The following is a 21,785-nucleotide window of genomic DNA, read 5'->3' on the forward strand; positions in this document are numbered from 1 at the left end:
CTCTCCCCAAAAGTCGAAAAAAGAGCCTTAGTGATGACTCTATCACGAAAAATAAACCGTGTCTAGTACACGGATATAATCAATCCGAGGGTGATAACCGCATGACAATAAAGAGCCATGCTCTTCTATTTCTGCTTTCGTAATTGATTTACGTCCACCAGTATTTTGACGATTCCAAAATGCAATAATATGTTTCGCATCGAGTAAATAAAGTTCATCAAAAAGTGTAAATTTAATAATAACAAATGCAATTCCATTATGAGCAATCACTTGCTTCATATGTTCAATTTGATGAAGGTGGAAGTTTTGAAGTGGGAAACTAGTTTTATTTTTTGTTTCTTTCGCTTCAAAATCGATGTATTTCCCTTTGTATACACCGTTGTAATCTGTTGTAGAAGGTTGTTTAAAATACGCTTCTTTTACCACTGCAGCACTTCGAGCGGGGTAATCTACTTTTACAATTTGAAGAGGTGTCGGTTTTTTATGTACACATGCAATATTATGGGTTAAGTAATATTCATTTGTTTCATTCAGTTCCTCTTCAAGGGACATACCTCTATTACTATAAGTATGTTTTTTAATTGGTGTTTTATGAGGTTGTGAAGCTTGATTGTACCGTTTTCCATTTGGGTAACGAATGGTCATAGTGTGTCCACTCCCAACTTGCTAAGAATTACTTACAAAGGTGATTATATCAAAAAATGAAAAAAGATGTGACCTTTTTGAAGAAAGGTAGGGTGACTTATGTATGTTTACATGGAATGATTATGAAAAAATTAAACAATATCGTAAAAATATGGTCTGTACAGAAGAAGAAAAAACAATGGTTTACAGCATTAAGAGGGCAATAGAAATAGCTAATATGGATAACATTTCTCGAACGCAGTTTTATCAAGAATATTATGTAAGAAATAGTGAAATTAGGTGGGCTTTTTTAGCGAGTATGGTCTCGAGAAATGCGGGATGGAATATGACTGATTTAAAAGGGAGGTATTATGCGACTGTTTTACCTCAAATAGTAAAAAAACATTTTTTTCAGATTTATGAAAAAGCTAATTGGATTATTTTTTTAGATGCATTTCCTCAGCTATTGTTATACGAAGAAAGTAAGAGGAGGCAGGCGCCGCTATTTTACTTGTTACAATATTTCAACGTATCAATTTTTATGGAAAAAGAATGGATATATTTTTGGGAGAAAAAAGATATAAATAGGCTTATGACAGCGCTTATTATAAATGAACAAAATAAAATTCAAAAACCAGTTATTGAGAATACATATTTTAAAAAACAGGTATTCCATACAGCACTTTTTAAATTGCAAGAAATGCTTCATGTTAGTGCCGTTATTTTTCCAACTGTTGAAGGGAATATGTATGGTTTTTCAGTTTATCAATTTGAAACGTTACAGAAGCGTATAGAACTAGGGAAGAAATTAGCAGAGTTACTATTTCATCCGAAGTATAAAAGGTTATTCCATAGGTTTGCATTGCAAACGATACACACAGGATCAAGAACAGATTATGAATATTATGTAAGAGATGCTAGAAAATCTTGTACGCCAACCCTTAGAGAGGTTTATCCTGCTGTTGCACATAAGGAAATAAGTATGAGAGATTGGTTTTGTAGAGATACGGAAATAAATGAGCTATTTTCACTGAAAGAGTATAAGGGGGAAGTTGATATAACAGAATGGTATAAAAGAAAGAGGGAGCAAATCTATGCTGTTTCTATCGTAAATCGTTTTGTTAAAAGGATAGATGAGTTCATGATATAATAAAAAAGAAGTCCCGTCTTCAAAACTGAAGGCGGGACTTCTTAATGTGAAGTAATTTTACCATGTGTGCTAAGGACTTAATCTCAAAACTTAAAGAAAGTAAGAGATTAAAGATAGTTTGGAAATTAGCTACTCTATTCGTTAAAGCTTCACTTTATGTAGCAGGAAAGTTTGGACCGTCTAGCTTTGGATTGCCAGTTTCGGGTTTATTTTGTTTCTTGTTTTGTTTCTTCTTTTTTTCGTTTCTGTTCTTTGCCATCTTAATACACCTCCCTTTTGTATTGTTACCATTTCCATAAATGACATACAGAATGATTTCTTTGACGAATAACAACTAGTTTTGTCATGTGAGCAGGAGTGATAAATCATTCGGCGAAATTACATGACAAAGGAAAAGCAAAGAAGGAGGCGTTTTATATATGGCGATGGTTCAGAAGGAAGATGTAATGAAAAAAATGGATCAAATGTTAAGTTCTCTCGATTTGCTGGAAATGAATATAGGGATTAGAATGAATCATGCATTAAAGGATAAAGGTGAAAATATATGCAATAAGATAGAAATAACAGAAATGCATATTGAGCATATGGAAAATAAATTAGTGCATCACGAAGAAAAAGGGAATTGGGTGAAAACATTTCAAAACGTCGTAGTGAGTGCATAATAAGGTGGGAATGAAATGAAGTATGGGGCGTTAATTGAGTCTTCGGAAAAACTCATGCAGTATAATAATGAAGCGAATGTGAAAAAAAGAGAAATGATCGAATATGATTTTTATAAGGATATGAAACCATTTGTAAATACGGTAGATGAGGAACTGGCGGTGTGGAAAGAATTAGCGTATACGTGGATTAAAGAAGAAAAACCGAAGTATATACATGTACAGCAAATTGATCAAGTATACGACAATTTACAAACGAATGTGTTGCAATGTTTTGTAAATAAAGGTAAAGGTAAGCGATTCTTTGAAACACATCAAGCTATTTCATATACTTTACAAAATATAGTTGAACAATGTAAATAACAAGAGGGGGAAACCCTCTTGTTTTTTTATCTCGCAAAATCTGGATTGGTGAAGGCTAATAATCAGTGGGGTGAATGCCCCCCTACTAATTAAAGTTTCACTATTAAGCTTCTGTCATTGTTGTAGGTTTTGTTGCACCGTTTATTTCTAATTCTTTTATTACTGTTCGGTAATCAGAAATGCATATTTTCCCTTCGAGATACCAATGTCTCGCAAAGTCTAATAATTCATTTGCATTTTCTGTGGAATACCCCTTTTTTTGAGAAAACGCTTGTTTTAAATCCCCTAATACCATGTTGATTCCTCCCCCATGAGAATCTTCTTCTTCATTATCATAGCATGGAAGGGTTTTCTTTTTTAATTTTTTAAAAATTTAAACTTCCGACAAAAATAGACAGATAATCCGTCACACAAATTATTTTACAGGTACATATTATATATGTAGAAACTTATGTGAAGGAGGAGAGAATGCATGTTTCAACAACCTAACGTATATCAGCAATCTAATCCATATGCACAGCAAAATATGTACCAATATAATACAGATACATATTTACGATATAATATGTATCCTTTCGAGCCTCATTATGGAAATCAAAATTATTACCAGCCATTTGAAGTGTCGTTTATGAATCAACAGCAGCAGCCCTATATGGATCAACAGCAGCAACCTTATATGAATCAACAGCAGCCCTATATGGATCAACAACAGCAACCTTATATGAATTCACAATATTATATGCCGCCATCATCTCCATATGGGAATCAACAAGCGATGTTTTATCCACCAAAACAACCGTACCCGACGCAGAATAAACAAAAACAACAACAGCAACCGAGTCAATTTTCTAGTTTTGTTTCCCAATTTAAAAACTCAGATGGTAACTATGATGTAAATAAAATGATGAATACAGCTGGACAAATGATGAATGCGATGAATCAAGTGACCGGTATTGTGAAGCAAGTTGGAGGCTTTTTTGGTAAATAATAATGGAGTGTTGTCCACTATGTATACGGTGAATGAAACATAGCTCTAGACAAATTTCCATGAAATAAATGGGTATATATAACAAGCGGCTTAACCTCTTTTCTCATACTGTAAAGTGTAATCAGATTTTTTTAACGAGAGAGGAGAGAAAAAACTATGCATCATTGTCATCCTTGTTTTGGAGGGCATAAGCCTGTAGGACCTATTTGTACAACTGCTCCTGTCATTCATCCGACGAAACAATGTGTTACACATTCTTTTTCAACAACGGTGGTGCCACACATTTACCCAACACATACAACACATGTACATCATCAACAAATTAAAAATCAAAGCTTCTTCCCACAAACAAATTCAAATGTAAATGTCGTAGACCCAATCGATCCAGGATTTGGCGGAGGGTGTGGACCATGTGGTCATGGACACCATGGACACCATGGACATTTTGGACATCAAGTATCTCCATTTGGTCCAGGACCAAATGTATCACCATTCTTACCAAATAATGTATCACCGGTAGGACCAAATGTATCGCCAGTAGGTCCAAATGTGGGACCAAATGTTGGTGGAATGTTTAAAAAGTAAATGATATGTTAGAACTAGCTAAATGCTAGTTCTTTTTTTGTAATTGGAGTGTTGATATGAAAGTTATTGCTGTAACGGGATATAAACCTTTTGAACTTGGTATATTTAAAAATGATCATCCAGGGGTGGCATGTATCAAAAAGGCATTGCACCGAAAATTAACTACTTTTGTAGAAGAAGGTTTGGAGTGGGTGATTATAAGTGGGCAGTTAGGAGTCGAATTATGGGCTGCTGAAGTTGTTTTTGAAATTCAAGTAGAATATCCAGATGTTAAATTAGCTGTATTTACTCCGTTTTTAGAACAAGAAGAAAATTGGAAAGAAGATAATTGTGAATATTACGAATTTATTCTCTCGCAAGCAGATCATGTTGATAGTATCACAAAACGGAAGTACGAAAGTCCGGAGCAATTTAAATTAAAAAATCAATTTTTTATTGAAAAAAGTGATGCTCTTTTAGCTGTATATGATGAAGAAAAACCAGGAAGTCCTAAATATATTGTAGAAGCAGCAAAGAAAAAAGGAGAAATAGAAAATTATCACAGTTATTTCATTCTTTTTTCTGATTTACAAGATATAATAGAAGAGGAACAGTGGAATAATGCAGAGTAATATGTAATATAGTACTTGTTTATATGATTGACAAAAGGCATTGTTTCTGAAAAAATTTAGTTAATGAAAGTTTTGGCAAAAATTTGAGGTGAAGAAAATGATTTCGGATAAAATTAAATTAACGGCGAAAGATATTTTAGAAAAAGAATTTAAGACAGGCATGAGAGGTTACCAACAAGAAGAAGTAGACAAGTTTCTTGATATGATCATTAAAGATTATGAAGCTTTCCACAAGGAATTCGAACAATTAAAGCAACAAAATGCTCGTTTAAAACGTGAATTAGAGGAACAAAAACTAGCAGCAACACAAGTTCCGCAACAACCTGTACAAACACCAGTTGCACAACCGGTATATAACAACACGAATACGGACATTTTAAAACGTTTATCTAATTTAGAAAAAGCTGTATTTGGAAGTAAATTATACGAATAATGTATGGTGGTAAAAAGGTTAAAGTATTTTACATAGAAAAAAATATTGCAAAATCTTTTTGTTTCCACTATACTAATGGATGTCATAACGTTTGGGTAATCGCTGCAACGCCAACGTTGTAGAGGAAAGTCCATGCTCGCACGGCCTGAGATGGCTGTAGTGTTCGTGCCTAGCCAATTCATAAGCTAGGGTATTCTGGCTGCAAGGCTGGTTTAACGGCAGGGAAAAAACCTAAGTCCTTTCGGATATGGTTTGACTACCTTTAAAGTGCCACAGTGACGAAGTCCTTGAAGAAATGATAGGAGTGGAACGAGGTAAACCCCACGAGCGAGAAACCCAAATAATGGTAGGGGAATCTTTTCCAAGGAAATGAACGATGGGAAAGGACAGGTTGTATAACCTGTAGATAGATGATTGCCACCGGAGTACGAGGCGTGGGCCGTTTGCAGTACAAAGGAACAGAACATGGCTTACAGAACGTTATGAACCAACTATGAAATAACTCAGCTCTCCTTTGTTAGAGGAGGGCTTTTTATTTGTATGAAGTTATAAATTGTGAGTTAAAATGATAAATGAGAAAATTCTTCGTAATATGTAAGAATTAATAAGACAACATGCTATTAATTATTGTTTGAATATACATAAGAGGTGAATGCAAATGGGAAAAGTTACTTTAATTGCAACAGCGGCCATGGGTATTGAAGCATTAGTTGCCCGAGAAGTTCGTGATCTTGGTTATGAATGCCAAGTAGAAAACAGCAAAGTAACGTTTGAAGCAGATGAAAAGGCGATTTGTCGCACGAATTTATGGTTACGTACAGCGGACCGTGTGAAAATTAAAGTTGGTGAATTCAAAGCAACGACGTTTGATGAGCTGTTTGAAAAAACGAAAGCATTAAACTGGGGAGATTATATTCCAGAGAACGGTGAGTTTCCTGTTATCGGTAAATCTTTAAAATCTGAGTTATTCAGTGTTTCTGATTGCCAACGTATCGTTAAAAAAGCTGTCGTTGAAAAATTAAAAACAACATATAAACGTACAACTTGGTTTGAAGAAGATGGTCCTTTATTCCGTATTGAGATTGCAATGCTTAAGGATATCGCAACATTAACCATTGATGCAAGTGGTGTTGGACTTCATAAACGTGGATACCGTATGGATCAAGGGGAAGCTCCTTTAAAAGAAACATTGGCTGCGTCTTTAATTAAGTTAACAAATTGGAAGCCAGATCGTCCATTTGTCGATCCATTCTGTGGATCAGGTACAATTCCGATTGAAGCAGCATTAATTGGACAAAATATTGCACCAGGATTTAACCGTGGCTTCGCATCAGATGAGTGGGGCTGGGTAGGTAAACAAAACTGGCGTGAAGCTCGTCAAGAAGCTGAAGATTTAGCGAACTATGATCAACCATTACAAATTATCGGATCAGATATTGATCATCGTATGATTCGAGTTGCTCAAGATAACGCAGAAGAAGTAGGTTTAGGTGATTTAATCACATTTAAACAAATGCAAGTAAAAGATTTCACAACAAAAGAGGATTATGGCTACGTTGTAACGAATCCTCCATACGGAGAACGTTTAAGTGAAAAAGCACTTGTTGAGCAATTGTATAAAGAAATGGGACAAGTATTCCGTCCATTAGATACATGGTCAGCATATGTATTAACAAGTTACGAAGCATTCGAGAAGTGCTACGGAAAAGATGCGTCGAAAAAACGTAAGTTGTTTAACGGCTTTATCCGTACAGACTACTACCAATACTTCGGAAAACGTCCACCGCGTAATTCATAGTATAAAACTCCTCCAGCGCGCATATACTGGCTATTATGTAATGCGTAAAGGAGGAAGTGATATGGATAGTTTTCAATTATCAATGATTCAAAAAGCTATTCACCATACGTATGATGAGCTCGGAAAAGAAGTGGATAGTCAAGGTGCGATTGCTGATGAAATAGAAAAAGCGCAGGAAGAGTATTTGTCCGCACTTTCACATGAAACAGCAATTGATAAACGCTATTTAAAGTCATTAATATAGAAAAAAATTTTCCTTTTGCGAAAGGGAAATTTTTTTTCGCATATTTCTATGTATTGTAACAGGGGAAAGTAGCTGCACATATATGATTAGCAGTTACTATATCTTTTTATAGAAAAACTTTTTGGTTGGAGGCTAAGGATGTTTACTGAGAAGAGATTACCATTTGAAGTAGGGAAACAAGATAATTTTTATGATAAGTTGAATGAGTGGATTGGAGATGTGTTTTACGACATCCTTCCTGAAAAAGGCTTTGAAGAGCGTGATGAACAAATTTTTATGGCGTTTCAATTAGAGCGTGCTTTCCAAGAGAAGAAAGTAATGTTCGCAGAGGCAGGCGTAGGAACGGGGAAAACAATTGTATATCTTTTATATGCAATTTGTTACGCACGTTATACAGGAAAGCCAGCGATTATCGCTTGTGCAGATGAAACGCTAATTGAACAGCTTGTGAAAGAAGAAGGGGACATTGCTAAATTATCTGAAGCATTAGGACTATCTGTTGATGTAAGACTTGCGAAATCGATGGATAATTATTTATGTTTACGCAAGCTAGAAGACGTTATGAGTGGACGAGCTCCAGAAGTAATTGAAGATGTATATTATGAATTACCACAATTCGTATTTGATCATGGCACGATGCAAAACTTTACTCACTACGGTGACAGAAAAGAATTTCCGCTGTTAAATGATGAAGAATGGTCGAAAGTAAATTGGGATTACTTCCAAGATTGCTTCACATGTGATTCTCGTCATCGTTGTGGTCAAACCCTTTCACGTGAACATTATCGTAAAGCGGCAGATTTAATCATTTGTTCTCAAGATTTCTACATGGATCATATTTGGACGTATGATGCTCGTAAGCGGGAAGGACAAATTCCGTTATTACCTGAAAGTAGCTGTGTTGTATTCGATGAAGGTCATCTTGTAGAGTATGCGGCACAAAAAGCTTTAACGTATCGTTTGAAGCAAACGATGATGGAGCAACTTTTAACAAGATTGTTACAAAACGATATTCGTGAAGAGTTTGCACATTTAGTAGAAGAAACGATTTGGCAAACTGAACGATTCTTTGACGTGTTACAAGAGAATAAAAAGGAAATTGCTGGTTCTGATCGTCTAGAAATTACTGTGACAGAAAAAGTAACAGCTGAAGCAAAGCGACTTTATGCAAAAATCGGTGAAGTTGGTGATGCATTAGTATTTGAAAGTGAAATGCATACAGTGAACACATATGATTTAAATATTGTTGATGAGCATTTAGATGTGCTAGAACATTCACTTCGTCTTTTCATGCATGAGAAAAATGTAATTACATGGGGTGAAGAAGGTGATGGTGCCTTCACATTAGTAATTATGCCGCGTGCAGTTGAAGAAGTGTTACAAGAGAAAGTATTTTCGAAGAAAATCCCGTATATTTTCTCCTCTGCTACATTATCTAACAATGATTCATTCGCATTTACAGCAAATAGTTTAGGGGTAAAAGATTATTTATCATTCTCAGTTGCCTCACCATTTGATTATGAAGAACAAATGGCAGTAAACTTACTATCACATACGAAAGAAAATGAATGGGAAAGAAAGTGTCAATATACACTTGAAAATATACAGAAAACAAATGGACGTACGCTCGTATTATTCCGTACAACGCAAGAGCTTGCTGCGTTCAAAGAATATGTAAGTAAAGAACAAATGTCAGTTCCGTTCTTATATGAGGGAGATCAGGAAATTAGTCAGCTCGTTTCTCGTTTCCAAAATGAAGAAGAGACTGTACTTTGCGCTGTCCATTTATGGGAAGGTTTAGATATTCCTGGTTCATCGCTATCACACGTTATTATTTGGTCATTACCATTCCCTCCAAACGATCCTGTGTTTGAAGCGAAGCGCAAGCACGTAAACGATCCATTCTGGGATGTAGATGTACCATATATGATTTTACGTCTTCGTCAAGGAATTGGACGTTTAATTCGTACGAGTGACGATAAAGGTGCTATATCAATCTTCTTATCTGATACAGAAGATGAGAAAGTGATTGCAGCAGTGAAAAATGTACTTCCAGTAGAAGGTAAAGAATTATAAGGAAAAAGCTTGGCACTTGCCAAGCTTTTTTTCTATTATAAAAGGAATTTACGTCGCCATGTCGAATTAAGTTTGAGGTAGAAAAAGGAGGTTTTTTATACTATGACAGTTGTTACATATGAAGTAGAAAAACAATTTTTAACATATGTGAAGAAGATAGAGAATTACGGAGAAGCATTAAGCTTAATGTTTTGGGACTTAAGAACAGGTGCGCCTAAAAAAGGTGTGGACCAGCGTTCAGAAGTAATCGGCATGCTTTCATCAGAAGTGTTTGTAATGTCGACTTCAGATGAGATGGGAAACTATTTAACAGAGCTTGAAGCTTTAATACGTGAAGATAAACTTTCTGAAACGACGAAGAAAATGGTTGAAGAATGTCGTAAAGAATATGATAGAAATAAGAAAATTCCACAAGCTGAATACGAAGCATATGTGAAATTAGAAGCGAAAGCAGAAAGTGTGTGGGAAGAAGCACGCGAAAAATCTGATTTCGAAATGTTCCGCCCGTATTTAGAGAAAATTGTTGAATTCAAAAAGAAATTTATTACATATTGGGGCTACGAAACATATAAATACAATACTTTATTAGACATGTATGAGCCAGGTATTACAGTGGAAGTGTTAGATCACGTATTTGGTCAACTTCGTGAGCGTATCGTGCCGCTTGTAAAAGAAATCTCCGAGTCTAAAAAGGGATTAAAAACAAGTGCTTTATCGGAACATTTTTCAAAAGAAAAACAAAAGAACTTTACATTAGAACTATTAAAGCAGTTGAATTATGACTTTGAAGCAGGTCGTCTTGATGAGACGGTACATCCTTTTGAAATTACATTAAATAGAGGGGATGTTCGTATTACGACGCGCTATGACGAAAAAGATTTCCGTATGGCTGTGTTTGGAACAATTCATGAATGTGGTCATGCTGTATACGAACAAAATATTGCAGAGAAATTTGAAGGTACACCGCTATGTAGTGGTACATCTATGGGGATTCATGAGTCACAATCATTATTCTTTGAGAACTTTATCGGGCGTAATAAATCATTCTGGAAGAAAAATTACGATTTGTTAAAAGAGTATAGTGATGGCCAATTTGACGGTATATCAGTAAATGAGTTTTACGATGCGATTAACGAATCAAAGCCATCATTTATTCGTATAGAAGCAGATGAGCTTACATATCCGCTTCATGTTATGGTTCGTTATGAACTTGAGAAAGAATTATTTGATGGCACATTACAAGTGAAGGATTTACCAGCGGCTTGGAATGATAAGATGGAAGCATATTTAGGAATTCGTCCGGAAAATGACGCAGAAGGTGTATTGCAAGATGTTCACTGGGCTGGCGGTTCATTTGGATACTTCCCATCTTATGCGCTTGGTTATATGTATGCAGCGCAATTTAAGCAAAGAATGTTAAAAGACATTCCGAACTTTGATGCATTACTAGAAGAAGGAAACGTAACACCGATTCGTGAATGGCTAACAGAAAACATTCATCAATATGGTAAAACGAAAAAGCCACTTGAAATTTTAGAAGACGTGACAGGTGAAGGGTTAAATGCAAACTACTTAGCCGATTATTTAGAATCGAAGTATAAAGAAATTTATGGGTTGTAAAAAAGAGCTGCTTAATTGCAGCTCTTTTTTAAAGGGGATGGAAAAATGGGTTATACATATACAATAATGACGCAAAAAGAAGCGGAGGAAATTGCATACAACTGGCATTATGAAGGGGAATATTCTTTTTACGATATGGAGGCAGATCAAGAAGATTTAGCTGAGTTTTTACATGATGAGAGTAGAGGAGATCATACATTTTCTGTGAAGGAAAATGGTATTCTCATTGGGTTCTTTAGCTGCTGTAAAATAAATAATCGAACGGTTGATATAGGGCTTGGGATGAGACCTAATATAACAGGTAATGGATTAGGTTTACAGTTCGTAAAAGCTGGAATAGATTTTAGTAAAGAAAACTACGACTGTGACTATATAACATTATCAGTAGCGGCGTTTAATAAAAGGGCAATTAAAGTATATAAACAAGTAGGATTCGAAGCAGTTGGAACGTTTATACAGAAAACAAATGGCGGTAGTTTTGAGTTTTTGAAAATGAATTATATATGTAAAAATGAATAAAAAACAGAAGAGGATTCTTCTGTTTTTTTATTTTGATGTAGAAATAAATGATACTTGTTGGAATTAGAAGTTTTGAAATTTTGGAAGAGGATGTGTATGATTGAATTTTAGTAACAAATAGTAGGGTTAGTAAGGAGAGGTAGCATGATTACAATGAAAACGAAAGATGAAATAGATTTGATGCACGAGTCTGGAAAGTTACTAGCTTCATGTCATCGAGAAATTGCGAAAATGATAAGACCAGGTGTAACTACAAAAGAAATTGATACGTTTGTTGAAGTATATTTAGAAAAGCATGGTGCAACGTCTGAGCAGAAAGGGTATAACGGGTATCCATATGCAACATGTGCATCTGTAAACGATGAAATGTGTCATGGGTTTCCGGCCGATGTTCCTTTAACTGAGGGAGATATTGTAACAATTGATATGGTAGTAAATTTAAATGGTGGTCTCTCAGATTCTGCATGGACGTACGTAGTGGGAGATAGTTCTGATGAAGCAAAAAAGTTATTGTTAGTAGCTGAAAGTGCTTTGTATAAAGGGATTGATCAGGCTACAATCGGTAACCATGTAGGGGATATTGGTTATGCAATTGAAAGTTATGTAGCAGCTGAAGGATTTTCGGTTGCAAGAGACTTTACGGGGCATGGGATTGGGAAAGAGATTCATGAAGAACCAGCAATTTTTCATTTTGGGAAGCCAGGGCAAGGGTCTAAGCTGCAAGAAGGAATGGTAATTACAATTGAGCCGATTGTAAATATAGGTATGAGATATTCTAAAGTAGATTTAAATGGATGGACTGCAAGAACGGTGGACGGGAAATTGTCTGCTCAATACGAGCATACAGTTGCGATTACAAAAGATGGACCAATCATTTTAACGAAGCTTTGAGATGAAATGTAAGAGTTTACAAAACTCGAACGAAAATGATGTTTTTGCATAATTTGTACGTGTTTTATTAAGAAATGCTTTTCAAAGTATAAAAATTGCGTTATAATCCTTCTATAAAATAAATAGTTAGCTACACTCATATAATCGCGGGGATATGGCCTGCAAGTTTCTACCGAAGTACCTTAAATACTTTGACTATGAGTGAGGACGAATATATTTGCTTGTTTAGCATTCTTTTTTGCGAAACTCCAAAAGCGCGTCTCTCACTTGTAACGAGTGGTGGCGGCTTTTGGAGTTTTTTTATTGCATAAGAGGGGGAACAAACATGAAAGTATTACAAGAAAAGATTTTAAACGAAGGAAAGGTTTTATCTGGTGATGTATTAAAGGTAGATGCATTTTTAAATCACCAAATTGATCCAGTACTTATGCAAGAAATCGGAAAAGAATTTGCTAAACGTTTTAAAGAAGAGAACATTACAAAAATCGTGACGATTGAATCTTCAGGCATTGCACCAGCGGTTATGGCTGCATTGGAACTTGGTGTAAAAGTAATCTTTGCAAGAAAACGTAAATCGTTAACGTTACAAGATAATATGTATGTTGCAAAAGTATATTCATTTACAAAACAAGAAACAAATGAAATTTCACTATCTCGAAATCATATTGATGAAAATGATCGCGTGTTAATCATTGATGACTTTTTAGCAAATGGTCAAGCTGCTTTAGGTTTAATGAGTTTAGTAGAGCAAGCAGGAGCAAGTATTGCAGGGATTGGGATTGTGATTGAAAAAGCATTTCAAGATGGAGGAAAGAAGCTTCGTGAACAGGGTGTTCGAGTTGAGTCACTAGCAGAAATTGCATCACTTGATAACGGCACAGTTACATTTGTACAGCAAGAAACTGCGGAGGTGAAATAACGATGAAGCAGCATCCATTTAAGATCGCATCGCTTGGTATACAGCATATGCTTGCAATGTATGCGGGTGCAATTATCGTTCCACTTATTGTTGGCGGCGGACTTGGTTTAAATCAAAAAGAATTAACATATTTAGTCTCAATTGATTTATTAATGTGCGGCGTTGCGACAATTTTACAAGCATTATCAAATCGCTTTTTCGGTATAGGACTTCCCGTTGTACTTGGTTGTACATTTACAGCGGTTGGACCGATGATTGCAATTGGGAAACAATACGGTGTGTCTTCCATTTATGGAGCAATTATTGCCGCTGGATTGTTCGTTGTTATTTTTGCGAAATTATTTGGAAAGCTTGTAAAACTGTTTCCACCTGTTGTAACAGGATCTGTCGTTACCGTAATTGGAGTTACACTTGTTCCAGCAGCAATTAATGATATGGCTGGAGGAGTAGGAAGTAAGGATTTTGGTAGTCTTGAAAATTTAGCATTAGCATTTGGTGTGTTACTATTTATTATCATTATGTATCGTTTCTTTGACGGATTTATCCGTTCAATCTCTATTTTACTAGGCCTTTTATTTGGTACAATCGTTGCAGCTTTCATGGGGAAAGTAAGTTTGCAAGCGGTTGGAGAGGCTGATTGGTTCCACGGTATTCAGCCATTTTACTTCGGTACACCGACATTTGAATTAACGCCAATTATTACGATGATTCTCGTTGCTTGCGTAGGGATTGTAGAAGCGACAGGCGTATACTTTGCATTATCTGATATTTGCAATAAAAAAATCGGTGAAAAAGAATTAACAAAAGGTTATCGTGCAGAAGGATTAGCGATGGTGTTAGGTGGTATTTTCAACGCCTTTCCATATACAACATACTCTCAAAACGTAGGGCTTGTTCAATTAACTGGAGTAAGAAATCGCGTTATTATTTATACTTGCGGTGGTATGTTAATCGTTCTTGGATTCATACCAAAAATCGCAGCTATTACAACAATCATTCCGAAACCAGTACTTGGCGGTGCGATGCTAGCTATGTTCGGCATGGTTATGGCGTATGGTATTAAAATGTTAAGTAGCGTTGATTTTGGGAAACAAGAAAATCTATTGATCGTTGCATGTTCTGTCGGAATCGGCCTTGGTGTGACAGTTGTTCCAACGTTATTCTCACAGCTTCCTGAAAATATTCGTATTTTAACTGATAACGGAATTGTACTTGGAAGTGCATCAGCAGTATTGTTAAATATCGTGTTTAATATGGTGCCGCAGCGAAAAGTGAAAGTAAAAGAAGAACCTGTTCCGATGCAAAGTGCAGTAAGAGAAGCGTAAAAAAGTTTGCAGGTTAAACGGATTTTTTAATACATCTTTATCCAACATATTACCATCTAAAATATGTTAAAACGTCGTCTATATTTTCTTTCCTTTTGGAATGAATTTAGAGGTGGCGTTTTTTTATGAAAAAAAAGAATTAGTGTTCGAAAAGTATCTGATGTCTTTTATGAAATGTTTTTATTTTATTAGAAGGAGATACTGTTCTTCACAAACCCTTAAATCACCCATAAACTGAAACTAGGGTGATAAAAATGCTAAAACATAATCAACAGGACATAACTTCTTATCCTCAAAAATATTTTCGTCCATCTTGCTTGAAAGCTTTAAATTTAAGATTTAGCAATTGGGAATTTTTCGCTCCTTATTATAATAAAACCCAAAAAGAAATCCAAGTGCCTACAGAATTGACTAGAACCCCCGAAGATACCCTTCTTAACTATTTTAGTATTTTGCGTGAAGCTGAAAATATGGGAGAGAGGAGTTGCGGTTCCATTGGTCAGGCGCGTATACCGTTTCCTATTGCATATAATTTTTTGTCTAAAGAGTATCAAAATAAATTAAGCTATGAAGAATACTTTAATTCGTTTGCTGGGATAGGGCATACGAGTTTGCTAAAGCTTTGTCGAGTGCCAGATGGAAGACGGGGAATAAGATTTTTTTATGAAATTGAAACGATTGAGGGATTCGAAGGCAAGAATGCTGAGTATTTCAGCTATTCTTACGGATTTATCCAACTTGAATACGAAAAAGAAGGTTTTCGGATTTCTGATTTGAGTAAAATTGAAGAAGATTTTTTATGCGCGCCATATCATGGTTGGGACCATGACGGAGAAGCGGTTGTAAAAGTGAAATATGGAAATTGGTGTAAATTGATTCAGCATATGTACCCAACTATGAAAAATGGATACGTTAAAAATATTTACTTTCATGGTAATGATGGAGCGGATTATTGTATTATTTTTGTTACATTAACGAATGGAACCGACGTAGAAATTGCTCAATTTCGTAAAGTAGGAAATGAAGAGTGGAAACAGATTAACATGAAGCCCGAAAAAGAGTGTTTAGATGAAAAAGTAGATGATAATTTATAAAGGATGCATTTCTACTATTTGAAAATGTACAGGAAAGGGATGAATCAGGTTTGAGTTATTCCTTTTTTTATATTGGGCGGATGTTGGCATAGGGGCGAGTTCAAGATATAGCTGCACAACGATTAATAAATCTGTGATTTTATGAAGAATAAACAATGTCTTTTAGTGTTTGTTACAATATATTATATCGATATAGAAATAAATAAATAAGGAAAGAAAACATAGACGACAATTAAATATGTTGGATGTTCAATATTTATGAAATAAGGTATTTGATTTGGAAGATATAGTATATTTAAAGATGATTCTCCTTACATTAAGCGAAATTATTTATTGAAAAGAAAAAGGAAAAATTAAAGCATAAGTAATTAAAAACGCTTGGTTCAAAACCAAGCGTTTTTTTGTGTCGATTGCATTGCTAATTCGTTTAATAATTCTAATATTATTTAGTTTATGAAATGAACTGTTGTTTCAGTTTTTCTCCACATTATCTGAACTACTCATCGTTAGGAGACCTTGCTTTTCTTTTTAATTGGCATCATCTTTCCATATGTACCAAGGCGCCATATATACTCAAGTGGCCCGTATTGATAACGTGACAGCCACCAGCGGCTAATAAAGATTTGTAACGTGTAGAAACCGACGCAGAATAGTGGTCCTACCCATAATGGAGCAGGATAATAATTTTTGAGTAATAGACCAAATACAAGTAATGTAACAATTGTATGCGAGATGTAATTTGTTAACGCCATTCGGCCAACGTATTGGAACGGGCGTAATATCTTTTGCCATCTTTCTTTTTGTAATAAACGCATGAGCGTGAAAATGTAGAATATGAATAAGGTCTTTCCACTAAACATTGTAAAGACCTGCATATAAATTGGTTCATAAGATGGTTTGGATAAGAAATAACGGACCATGAAGAACCACATTGGTAATGTTAAAATGAACATAATAATTTGCCATTTTTTAAGCTTTGGATCTAACTCTTTCGTGCGGCGGAAAATATCCTTTTTGCCGGCGTATAAACCAAGTAAAAATAGCCCAACTGTTTCTGGGAGCATGAATGCGTTTAGTTCAATTCCATCAGCATAAAATGTATGGAAACGATTTTGTATTTGTGACACCCAGTCTTCTAGTGGCATGATAGGTAAGGAAAATCCTAACTCTGCCTTTGGGACGAATGCAATCATAATACCAGCGAGTAGCATGAAAAATTGAAAAATACTTAATAAAACAATTGCCCATATTAAAATGGTACGAGGTTCTCTCTTATAAAATAAAAATAAGAAAAATCCAGCGATTGCATAAGTATGTAAAATGTCTCCGTCCCATAAAAGAACGTAATGCAAGAAACCAAATAATAATAAAATAAGCAAGCGACGAACAAATAAAGTTTTTGGACGATCTGTTTTCGCCTCAGCACGATTCATAAAAATATAAAAACCTAATCCGAATAAAAACGAAAAAATGGTATAAAATTTCGTTTGAATAAACATATCGTAAAATAGGCGAATGTAGCGGTCTATCCCTTCATAAATTCCTGAAATATCACGTGAGTCAACCCCGGCGATAACAGGCCAGTTAACAAGAAAAATACCTAGTACAGCTATTCCTCTAATAATGTCGATGGAGTGTATCCTCTCGCCTTGTGTGAGATTTTGTGTCATTATTTTCCTCCTTGTTAAGTAATTCTCTTTTAGTATACAAAATGTAAGAGGAAGGGGATAGGGGAGATTTCCAATTTTTAAAACTGTTAAGATATGTAGAATGAGATATAATAAGAGTGCACAACAAGTTTTAAACTTCTTCAAAATAGGCAGTAAAGCTCCTTTTCCCGAAGGAGCTTTCTTTTTAGAAATTTGTTGATAATGATTCTCTTTAATGATAAAATATATTTAAAATTGATAATCATTATCAGAAAAAGGTTGGTGCGTGAGTATGGTATATGCATTAGTAGCAGGTACGGTAGCTGTATATGCAGTTATCGCGAAGTATGTTTTAAATGGAGTAGGAACAGTAAAATGAATGATATGACATAAAATCCCTTTCATCTGTAAAAAGAATGAAAGGGATTTTTTATTTTTTAATGAGAATATGCTGAAAATTTAGTATGATAGTAAAGTGAAACTGTAATGAGTGGAGAGGTTCATCTTTTACTGATTATTAGTTTGCAAATAGCGGGATAAAGTATATACATCTTGGATAAAGGGGAACAAGGGGATGACAAACATAGTACAGACAAACGGTATGAAAAAACTTGTTTGTTTTTATGAAGAGTGGCAAAAACACGGTGATGCAGAGAATAGCTTAAAGTTGTTTGAAGTAATTCAAAAATATAAACAAGAACAGCTTATGATAGCGTTTTGCGGTCACTTCTCTGCGGGGAAATCAACGATGATGAATCATCTATATAAAGCGCAGTTATTGCCAACAAGTCCAATTCCGACTAGCGCTAACGTCGTTAAAATTGAAAAAGGAATGGATCGTGTTGTTGTAACGGTTAAATCTGGAGAACAGTACGAGTATGATGGTGCATATTCAGCTGAAGAATTAAAACAAATTTGTAAAGACGGTGATGAGGTAATTGGTGTTCATATTTATCGAAATGATGCGCCAATTCCTGAGGGTGTTATGTTAGTTGATACACCAGGGATTGACTCAACAGATGATGCCCATCAACTAGCGACGGAATCAACGCTACATCTGGCAGACGTAATTTTTTATATGATGGATTATAATCACGTCCAGTCGGAAGTGAATTTGCAATTTGTTAAAGAATTGAAACAACGTAATAAAACGGTTTACCTCGTTGTAAACCAAATAGACAAACATAAAGAAAATGAATTATCATTTGAGAATTATAAAGATAGTGTAAAACAATCGTTCTTTAACTGGGATATTGAAGTGGATGGTGTGTATTATACGTCATTACGAATGATGAACCATCCGCATAATGAAATTAGAAACTTAGAATCGTTAATTACTTCTATTATGGAAGAAAAAGAACAATATGTAAGAAATGGGATGGAAAGAGAGACGGAATATTTATTGGGAGAACATTTCTCGTATATTCTTTCTGAAAATGAAAAGCATCTTTTGAAATATGAGGAAGAGTTAGCATCACCGCTTTCGATTGCAGAGGTAGTTGAAAAAAAGGAAGAGCTAACAGAAATTAAACATCGTGAGGCTAGTAAAGAATCTCATGTGAGAAACGAATTTATAAAAGGTTTGCAAGCTATATTAGATAATGCGTATTTAATGCCATTTGAAATGAGAGAATTGGCAAATGCGTATTTAGAAACAAAATTAACGAAATTTAAGGTCGGTTTGTTATTTGCGAAAGGGAAAACGGAGCAAGAAAAACAGAGGCGTTTAGAAGCGTTTTATTCTGCTTTACAAAAAACTGTTGAAACGCAACTTGATTTTCATGTAAAAGAATTTATTGTAGCTTTCTTAAAAGAAGAAGGATTGTTCACAGAGGAAATTGGAAAAGACATATATGCTTTAGAGATTGCTTTTGGACCAGAAATGTTGGCTGAAGTAATTAAACAAGGCGCAGGCTTCACTGGTGATTACTTACTTCTTTATACAGCGGATGTAGCAAATGAACTGAAGAAGCGTTATTTTATAAAAGCACAGCAAATTTTTGATAAGAGTGCGGTAGTTTTAAAGCAAAAGGTGAAGGAAGCGGTTGCTCGTATTGAAGAAGAAATTGAAACATATACGATGCTGCAAACGGCGAAAGAAACGCAATTACAATACAGTAATAAATTTGAGGAATATGAGGGTTATTTACAAAATATTTGGCATGATCATATTGCTACACCGGAAGGGTTGCAAATAGATGAGATATTGCAAAATAAACAACAAATTGTTAGTGAGAAATTTACACTACAGGAACAAGAAGTCGTAAGTGCTAACGTAATGGCTCGTGAAGAAGAGCTGAAAGGAACTGCAGTATTAAATATTCAACGTATACTAGAAAAAGTAAAAAAAGCTGAAACAATATTAGAGCCATTGCCTGCACTGAAACATGTACAGCAAGAGGTAATAGAAAAAAGACGTCGTGTGGAAACAAAACAATTTACAGTAGCATTATTCGGAGCTTTTAGTGCTGGGAAATCATCATTTGCCAATGCATTGCTAGGTGATAAGGTGCTTCCTGTATCACCGAATCCGACAACGGCAACGATTAATCAAATTTTGCCGGTTACAGAGGAAAAACCACACGGAACAGTAATTGTTCAGTTTAAATCAAAACAGGCGCTATTAGAAGATATGAAAGCTGTTTATAAGCTGTTTCATTATGAAATTACTACTTTAGATGAGGCGTTATCGCAAATCGATAAAATTATAAAATATCCTTCACCAAGCGGGAAGCAAAAAACAACATTTAGTTTTTTACGAGCGGTACAAAAAGGGTATGAGGCAATTTCTGCTCATTTAGGGGAACAAGTACAAGTTACATTAGAAGAGTTCTCTGCTTATGTAGCGAATGAAGAAAAATCATGTTTTGTTGAGTATATGGAGCTTTATTATGATTGTGCTTTAACAAGGCAGGGGGTAGCGCTTGTAGACACGCCAGGGGCTGATTCGATTAACGCCCGCCATACGGACGTTGCGTTCCAATACATTAAAAACGCAGATGCTATTTTATTTGTAACATATTATAACCATGTGTTTTCACGTGCTGACCGTGAATTTTTAATTCAGCTTGGTCGTGTAAAGGATACTTTTGCACTTGATAAAATGTTCTTCTTAATTAATGCTGCTGATTTAGCACAGTCTGAGGAAGAACTTGAAATGGTAAAAGGTTACATCGCAGATCAGCTACTGCAATACGGTATTAGAAATCCGCGTTTATTTGCAATTTCAAGTTTATGTGCGCTTGAAGAGAAACAAGGAAAGAATATAGAAAAAGAGAAGTACGGCATTTTACAAAACTCTGGTATTGCTAAGTTTGAAGAATCGTTCACGTCCTTTATGATGAGAGATTTAATGCTTGTGTCTGTGCATGCTCTATATGGCGCATTACAAGGAGCGGATCACCTTCTTGTCAATATGATAAACGGTGCAAAGCAGGGGAATGATGAAAAAGAAAAGCAAACAAAAAAATATGAAGCAGAGCGTGATCAGCTACTTCATATCATTTCATCATATAGTGTGCTTGCTGAAGAACAAGCGATGCAAAATGAAGTGAAAGAATTACTTTATTACGTGCAACAACGCTTATTCCTACGCTATAACGATGTATTTACTGAATTTATTAATCCAGCATCACTTCGAACGGATGGAAACGTGAAAGCGCAGTTGCAACAGTGCGTTATGGAATTAGTAGCATTTATTCAGCATGATTTATTACAAGAAATGCGTGCGACATCATTACGCCTTGAAAAGTGGATAGATGAAGCGATGAAGCGTGCAAAGGATGAAATTGTAGTGAACTGCAAAGTAGAAAATGAATCAATTTCTATGAGTGGAACAGTGGAGTATGAATATAAAGATATTACACATAAAGAACCGTTCCCTTCAGTTGAAATAAAAGATTTCAAAAAAGCACTAGCACATTTCAAAAATGAGAAAAGCTTTTTTGAAAAAAATGATAAAGCTCTTATGCAAGAGGACGCAAAATTGGTATTAGAACCGTTCGTATCAAATTATGTAGCTGATGAAAAAGATTTATTTGTTCATCATTATAAGCAAGAGTGGGATGTAAAGTGGAACTTATTCCAAACAGTGATGCAGCAAGATGTAATGAACTATTATGAAAGTATATTATTTGCATTGGCTGAAACGATTGATGTATCACTATATGAACAAAGTAAAGAACAATTGCAAACTCAGTTAGTAGAAATTGAAAAAGAAATTTATGTTAAATAGTTG

20 protein-coding genes, 1 other RNA gene and 1 riboswitch are annotated in these 21,785 nt (G+C 35.1%); of the genes, 18 read left to right on the forward strand and 3 right to left on the reverse strand.

The features are described from left to right. Nucleotides 1-42: 42 nt before the first annotated feature. Nucleotides 43-645 carry a Holliday junction resolvase RecU gene (gene recU, locus COE49_RS16670; protein ID WP_088231556.1) on the reverse strand — a complete coding sequence of 201 codons (603 nt, stop codon included), beginning with the start codon at nt 643-645 and terminating at the stop codon, nt 43-45. A 103-nt stretch (nt 646-748) separates the two neighbouring features. Between recU and COE49_RS16675 the strand changes: the two genes are divergently transcribed. The 3 genes from COE49_RS16675 to COE49_RS16690 all read left to right on the forward strand — a co-directional run bounded on the left by COE49_RS16675 (nt 749) and on the right by COE49_RS16690 (nt 2,796). Beyond that, nucleotides 749-1,774, forward strand: a complete 1,026-nt coding sequence (locus COE49_RS16675) for a DUF2515 domain-containing protein (protein WP_088231555.1) — start codon at nt 749-751, stop codon at nt 1,772-1,774. A gap of 419 nt (nt 1,775-2,193) precedes the next feature. After that, nucleotides 2,194-2,436, forward strand: coding sequence for a hypothetical protein (locus COE49_RS16685; RefSeq protein WP_001252037.1), 243 nt, complete (start codon nt 2,194-2,196; stop codon nt 2,434-2,436). A gap of 15 nt (nt 2,437-2,451) precedes the next feature. Next, on the forward strand, nt 2,452-2,796 hold the full coding sequence (locus COE49_RS16690; protein ID WP_088231553.1) for a YppE family protein: 345 nt from the start codon (nt 2,452-2,454) through the stop codon (nt 2,794-2,796). Nucleotides 2,797-2,899: 103 nt separating this feature from the next. On the opposite strand, the gene COE49_RS16695 is transcribed toward COE49_RS16690, so the two are convergent. Next, a complete protein-coding gene (locus COE49_RS16695) occupies nt 2,900-3,091 on the reverse strand; it encodes a YppF family protein (RefSeq protein ID WP_088231552.1) in 192 nt (63 codons plus the stop codon). Nucleotides 3,092-3,268: 177 nt separating this feature from the next. On the opposite strand from COE49_RS16695, the gene COE49_RS16700 reads away from it, so the two are divergent. From COE49_RS16700 to COE49_RS16765, 14 genes are all read left to right on the forward strand, one after another. Beyond that, nucleotides 3,269-3,784 carry a YppG family protein gene (locus COE49_RS16700; protein ID WP_088231551.1) on the forward strand — a complete coding sequence of 172 codons (516 nt, stop codon included), beginning with the start codon at nt 3,269-3,271 and terminating at the stop codon, nt 3,782-3,784. 156 nt (nt 3,785-3,940) lie between these two features. Then, nucleotides 3,941-4,369: a CotD family spore coat protein gene (locus COE49_RS16705; RefSeq protein ID WP_088231550.1), complete on the forward strand. Its 429-nt coding sequence runs from the start codon at nt 3,941-3,943 to the stop codon at nt 4,367-4,369. A gap of 56 nt (nt 4,370-4,425) precedes the next feature. Then, nucleotides 4,426-4,980: an SLOG family protein gene (locus COE49_RS16710; protein WP_088231549.1), complete on the forward strand. Its 555-nt coding sequence runs from the start codon at nt 4,426-4,428 to the stop codon at nt 4,978-4,980. A 97-nt stretch (nt 4,981-5,077) separates the two neighbouring features. After that, nucleotides 5,078-5,413: a cell division regulator GpsB gene (gene gpsB, locus COE49_RS16715; RefSeq protein ID WP_000622429.1), complete on the forward strand. Its 336-nt coding sequence runs from the start codon at nt 5,078-5,080 to the stop codon at nt 5,411-5,413. A gap of 87 nt (nt 5,414-5,500) precedes the next feature. Next, nucleotides 5,501-5,891: RNase P RNA component class B (gene rnpB, locus COE49_RS16720), an RNA gene on the forward strand. Between the two features lie 180 nt (nt 5,892-6,071). Next, a complete protein-coding gene (locus COE49_RS16725) occupies nt 6,072-7,211 on the forward strand; it encodes a THUMP domain-containing class I SAM-dependent RNA methyltransferase (RefSeq protein ID WP_071723219.1) in 1,140 nt (379 codons plus the stop codon). 61 nt (nt 7,212-7,272) lie between these two features. Next, complete coding sequence (locus tag COE49_RS16730) at nt 7,273-7,455, forward strand: DUF3921 family protein (RefSeq protein WP_088231548.1); 183 nt, start codon at nt 7,273-7,275, stop codon at nt 7,453-7,455. A 138-nt stretch (nt 7,456-7,593) separates the two neighbouring features. After that, nucleotides 7,594-9,531: an ATP-dependent DNA helicase gene (locus COE49_RS16735; protein WP_000493697.1), complete on the forward strand. Its 1,938-nt coding sequence runs from the start codon at nt 7,594-7,596 to the stop codon at nt 9,529-9,531. A gap of 102 nt (nt 9,532-9,633) precedes the next feature. After that, a complete protein-coding gene (gene ypwA / locus COE49_RS16740; RefSeq protein WP_088231547.1) occupies nt 9,634-11,151 on the forward strand; it encodes a carboxypeptidase in 1,518 nt (505 codons plus the stop codon). Nucleotides 11,152-11,196: 45 nt separating this feature from the next. Continuing rightward, a complete protein-coding gene (locus COE49_RS16745) occupies nt 11,197-11,670 on the forward strand; it encodes a GNAT family N-acetyltransferase (RefSeq protein WP_088231546.1) in 474 nt (157 codons plus the stop codon). 144 nt (nt 11,671-11,814) lie between these two features. Next, complete coding sequence (locus COE49_RS16750; RefSeq protein ID WP_098945966.1) at nt 11,815-12,561, forward strand: type I methionyl aminopeptidase; 747 nt, start codon at nt 11,815-11,817, stop codon at nt 12,559-12,561. 116 nt (nt 12,562-12,677) lie between these two features. Further along, nucleotides 12,678-12,779, forward strand: a riboswitch (purine riboswitch). A 107-nt stretch (nt 12,780-12,886) separates the two neighbouring features. After that, nucleotides 12,887-13,480 carry a xanthine phosphoribosyltransferase gene (locus tag COE49_RS16755; RefSeq protein WP_088231544.1) on the forward strand — a complete coding sequence of 198 codons (594 nt, stop codon included), beginning with the start codon at nt 12,887-12,889 and terminating at the stop codon, nt 13,478-13,480. A 2-nt stretch (nt 13,481-13,482) separates the two neighbouring features. After that, nucleotides 13,483-14,805, forward strand: a complete 1,323-nt coding sequence (gene pbuX, locus COE49_RS16760; RefSeq protein WP_098252638.1) for a xanthine permease PbuX — start codon at nt 13,483-13,485, stop codon at nt 14,803-14,805. Nucleotides 14,806-15,059: 254 nt separating this feature from the next. Then, on the forward strand, nt 15,060-15,899 hold the full coding sequence (locus tag COE49_RS16765; RefSeq protein WP_098840923.1) for a hypothetical protein: 840 nt from the start codon (nt 15,060-15,062) through the stop codon (nt 15,897-15,899). A gap of 506 nt (nt 15,900-16,405) precedes the next feature. Here COE49_RS16765 and COE49_RS16770 read toward each other — a convergent pair. Continuing rightward, complete coding sequence (locus COE49_RS16770; RefSeq protein ID WP_098840922.1) at nt 16,406-17,569, reverse strand: DUF418 domain-containing protein; 1,164 nt, start codon at nt 17,567-17,569, stop codon at nt 16,406-16,408. 553 nt (nt 17,570-18,122) lie between these two features. Between COE49_RS16770 and COE49_RS16780 the strand changes: the two genes are divergently transcribed. Beyond that, entirely contained in the window at nt 18,123-21,782 is a 3,660-nt protein-coding gene (locus tag COE49_RS16780; protein ID WP_088231539.1) for a dynamin family protein, read from the forward strand. Nucleotides 21,783-21,785 lie beyond the last annotated feature (3 nt).

This window comes from Bacillus sp. AFS029637 (assembly GCF_002584985.1).
Classification (GTDB): Bacteria; Bacillota; Bacilli; order Bacillales; family Bacillaceae_G; genus Bacillus_A.

Bases quoted from the DNA above. Each gene is read 5' to 3' on its own strand.
- recU (WP_088231556.1), bottom strand. From the start codon at position 645: ATGACCATTCGTTACCCAAATGGAAAACGGTACAATCAAGCTTCACAA.
- COE49_RS16675 (WP_088231555.1), top strand. From the start codon at position 749: ATGTTTACATGGAATGATTATGAAAAAATTAAACAATATCGTAAAAAT.
- COE49_RS16685 (WP_001252037.1), top strand. From the start codon at position 2,194: ATGGCGATGGTTCAGAAGGAAGATGTAATGAAAAAAATGGATCAAATG.
- COE49_RS16690 (WP_088231553.1), top strand. From the start codon at position 2,452: ATGAAGTATGGGGCGTTAATTGAGTCTTCGGAAAAACTCATGCAGTAT.
- COE49_RS16695 (WP_088231552.1), bottom strand. From the start codon at position 3,091: ATGGTATTAGGGGATTTAAAACAAGCGTTTTCTCAAAAAAAGGGGTAT.
- COE49_RS16700 (WP_088231551.1), top strand. From the start codon at position 3,269: ATGTTTCAACAACCTAACGTATATCAGCAATCTAATCCATATGCACAG.
- COE49_RS16705 (WP_088231550.1), top strand. From the start codon at position 3,941: ATGCATCATTGTCATCCTTGTTTTGGAGGGCATAAGCCTGTAGGACCT.
- COE49_RS16710 (WP_088231549.1), top strand. From the start codon at position 4,426: ATGAAAGTTATTGCTGTAACGGGATATAAACCTTTTGAACTTGGTATA.
- gpsB (WP_000622429.1), top strand. From the start codon at position 5,078: ATGATTTCGGATAAAATTAAATTAACGGCGAAAGATATTTTAGAAAAA.
- COE49_RS16725 (WP_071723219.1), top strand. From the start codon at position 6,072: ATGGGAAAAGTTACTTTAATTGCAACAGCGGCCATGGGTATTGAAGCA.
- COE49_RS16730 (WP_088231548.1), top strand. From the start codon at position 7,273: ATGGATAGTTTTCAATTATCAATGATTCAAAAAGCTATTCACCATACG.
- COE49_RS16735 (WP_000493697.1), top strand. From the start codon at position 7,594: ATGTTTACTGAGAAGAGATTACCATTTGAAGTAGGGAAACAAGATAAT.
- ypwA (WP_088231547.1), top strand. From the start codon at position 9,634: ATGACAGTTGTTACATATGAAGTAGAAAAACAATTTTTAACATATGTG.
- COE49_RS16745 (WP_088231546.1), top strand. From the start codon at position 11,197: ATGGGTTATACATATACAATAATGACGCAAAAAGAAGCGGAGGAAATT.
- COE49_RS16750 (WP_098945966.1), top strand. From the start codon at position 11,815: ATGATTACAATGAAAACGAAAGATGAAATAGATTTGATGCACGAGTCT.
- COE49_RS16755 (WP_088231544.1), top strand. From the start codon at position 12,887: ATGAAAGTATTACAAGAAAAGATTTTAAACGAAGGAAAGGTTTTATCT.
- pbuX (WP_098252638.1), top strand. From the start codon at position 13,483: ATGAAGCAGCATCCATTTAAGATCGCATCGCTTGGTATACAGCATATG.
- COE49_RS16765 (WP_098840923.1), top strand. From the start codon at position 15,060: ATGCTAAAACATAATCAACAGGACATAACTTCTTATCCTCAAAAATAT.
- COE49_RS16770 (WP_098840922.1), bottom strand. From the start codon at position 17,569: ATGACACAAAATCTCACACAAGGCGAGAGGATACACTCCATCGACATT.
- COE49_RS16780 (WP_088231539.1), top strand. From the start codon at position 18,123: ATGACAAACATAGTACAGACAAACGGTATGAAAAAACTTGTTTGTTTT.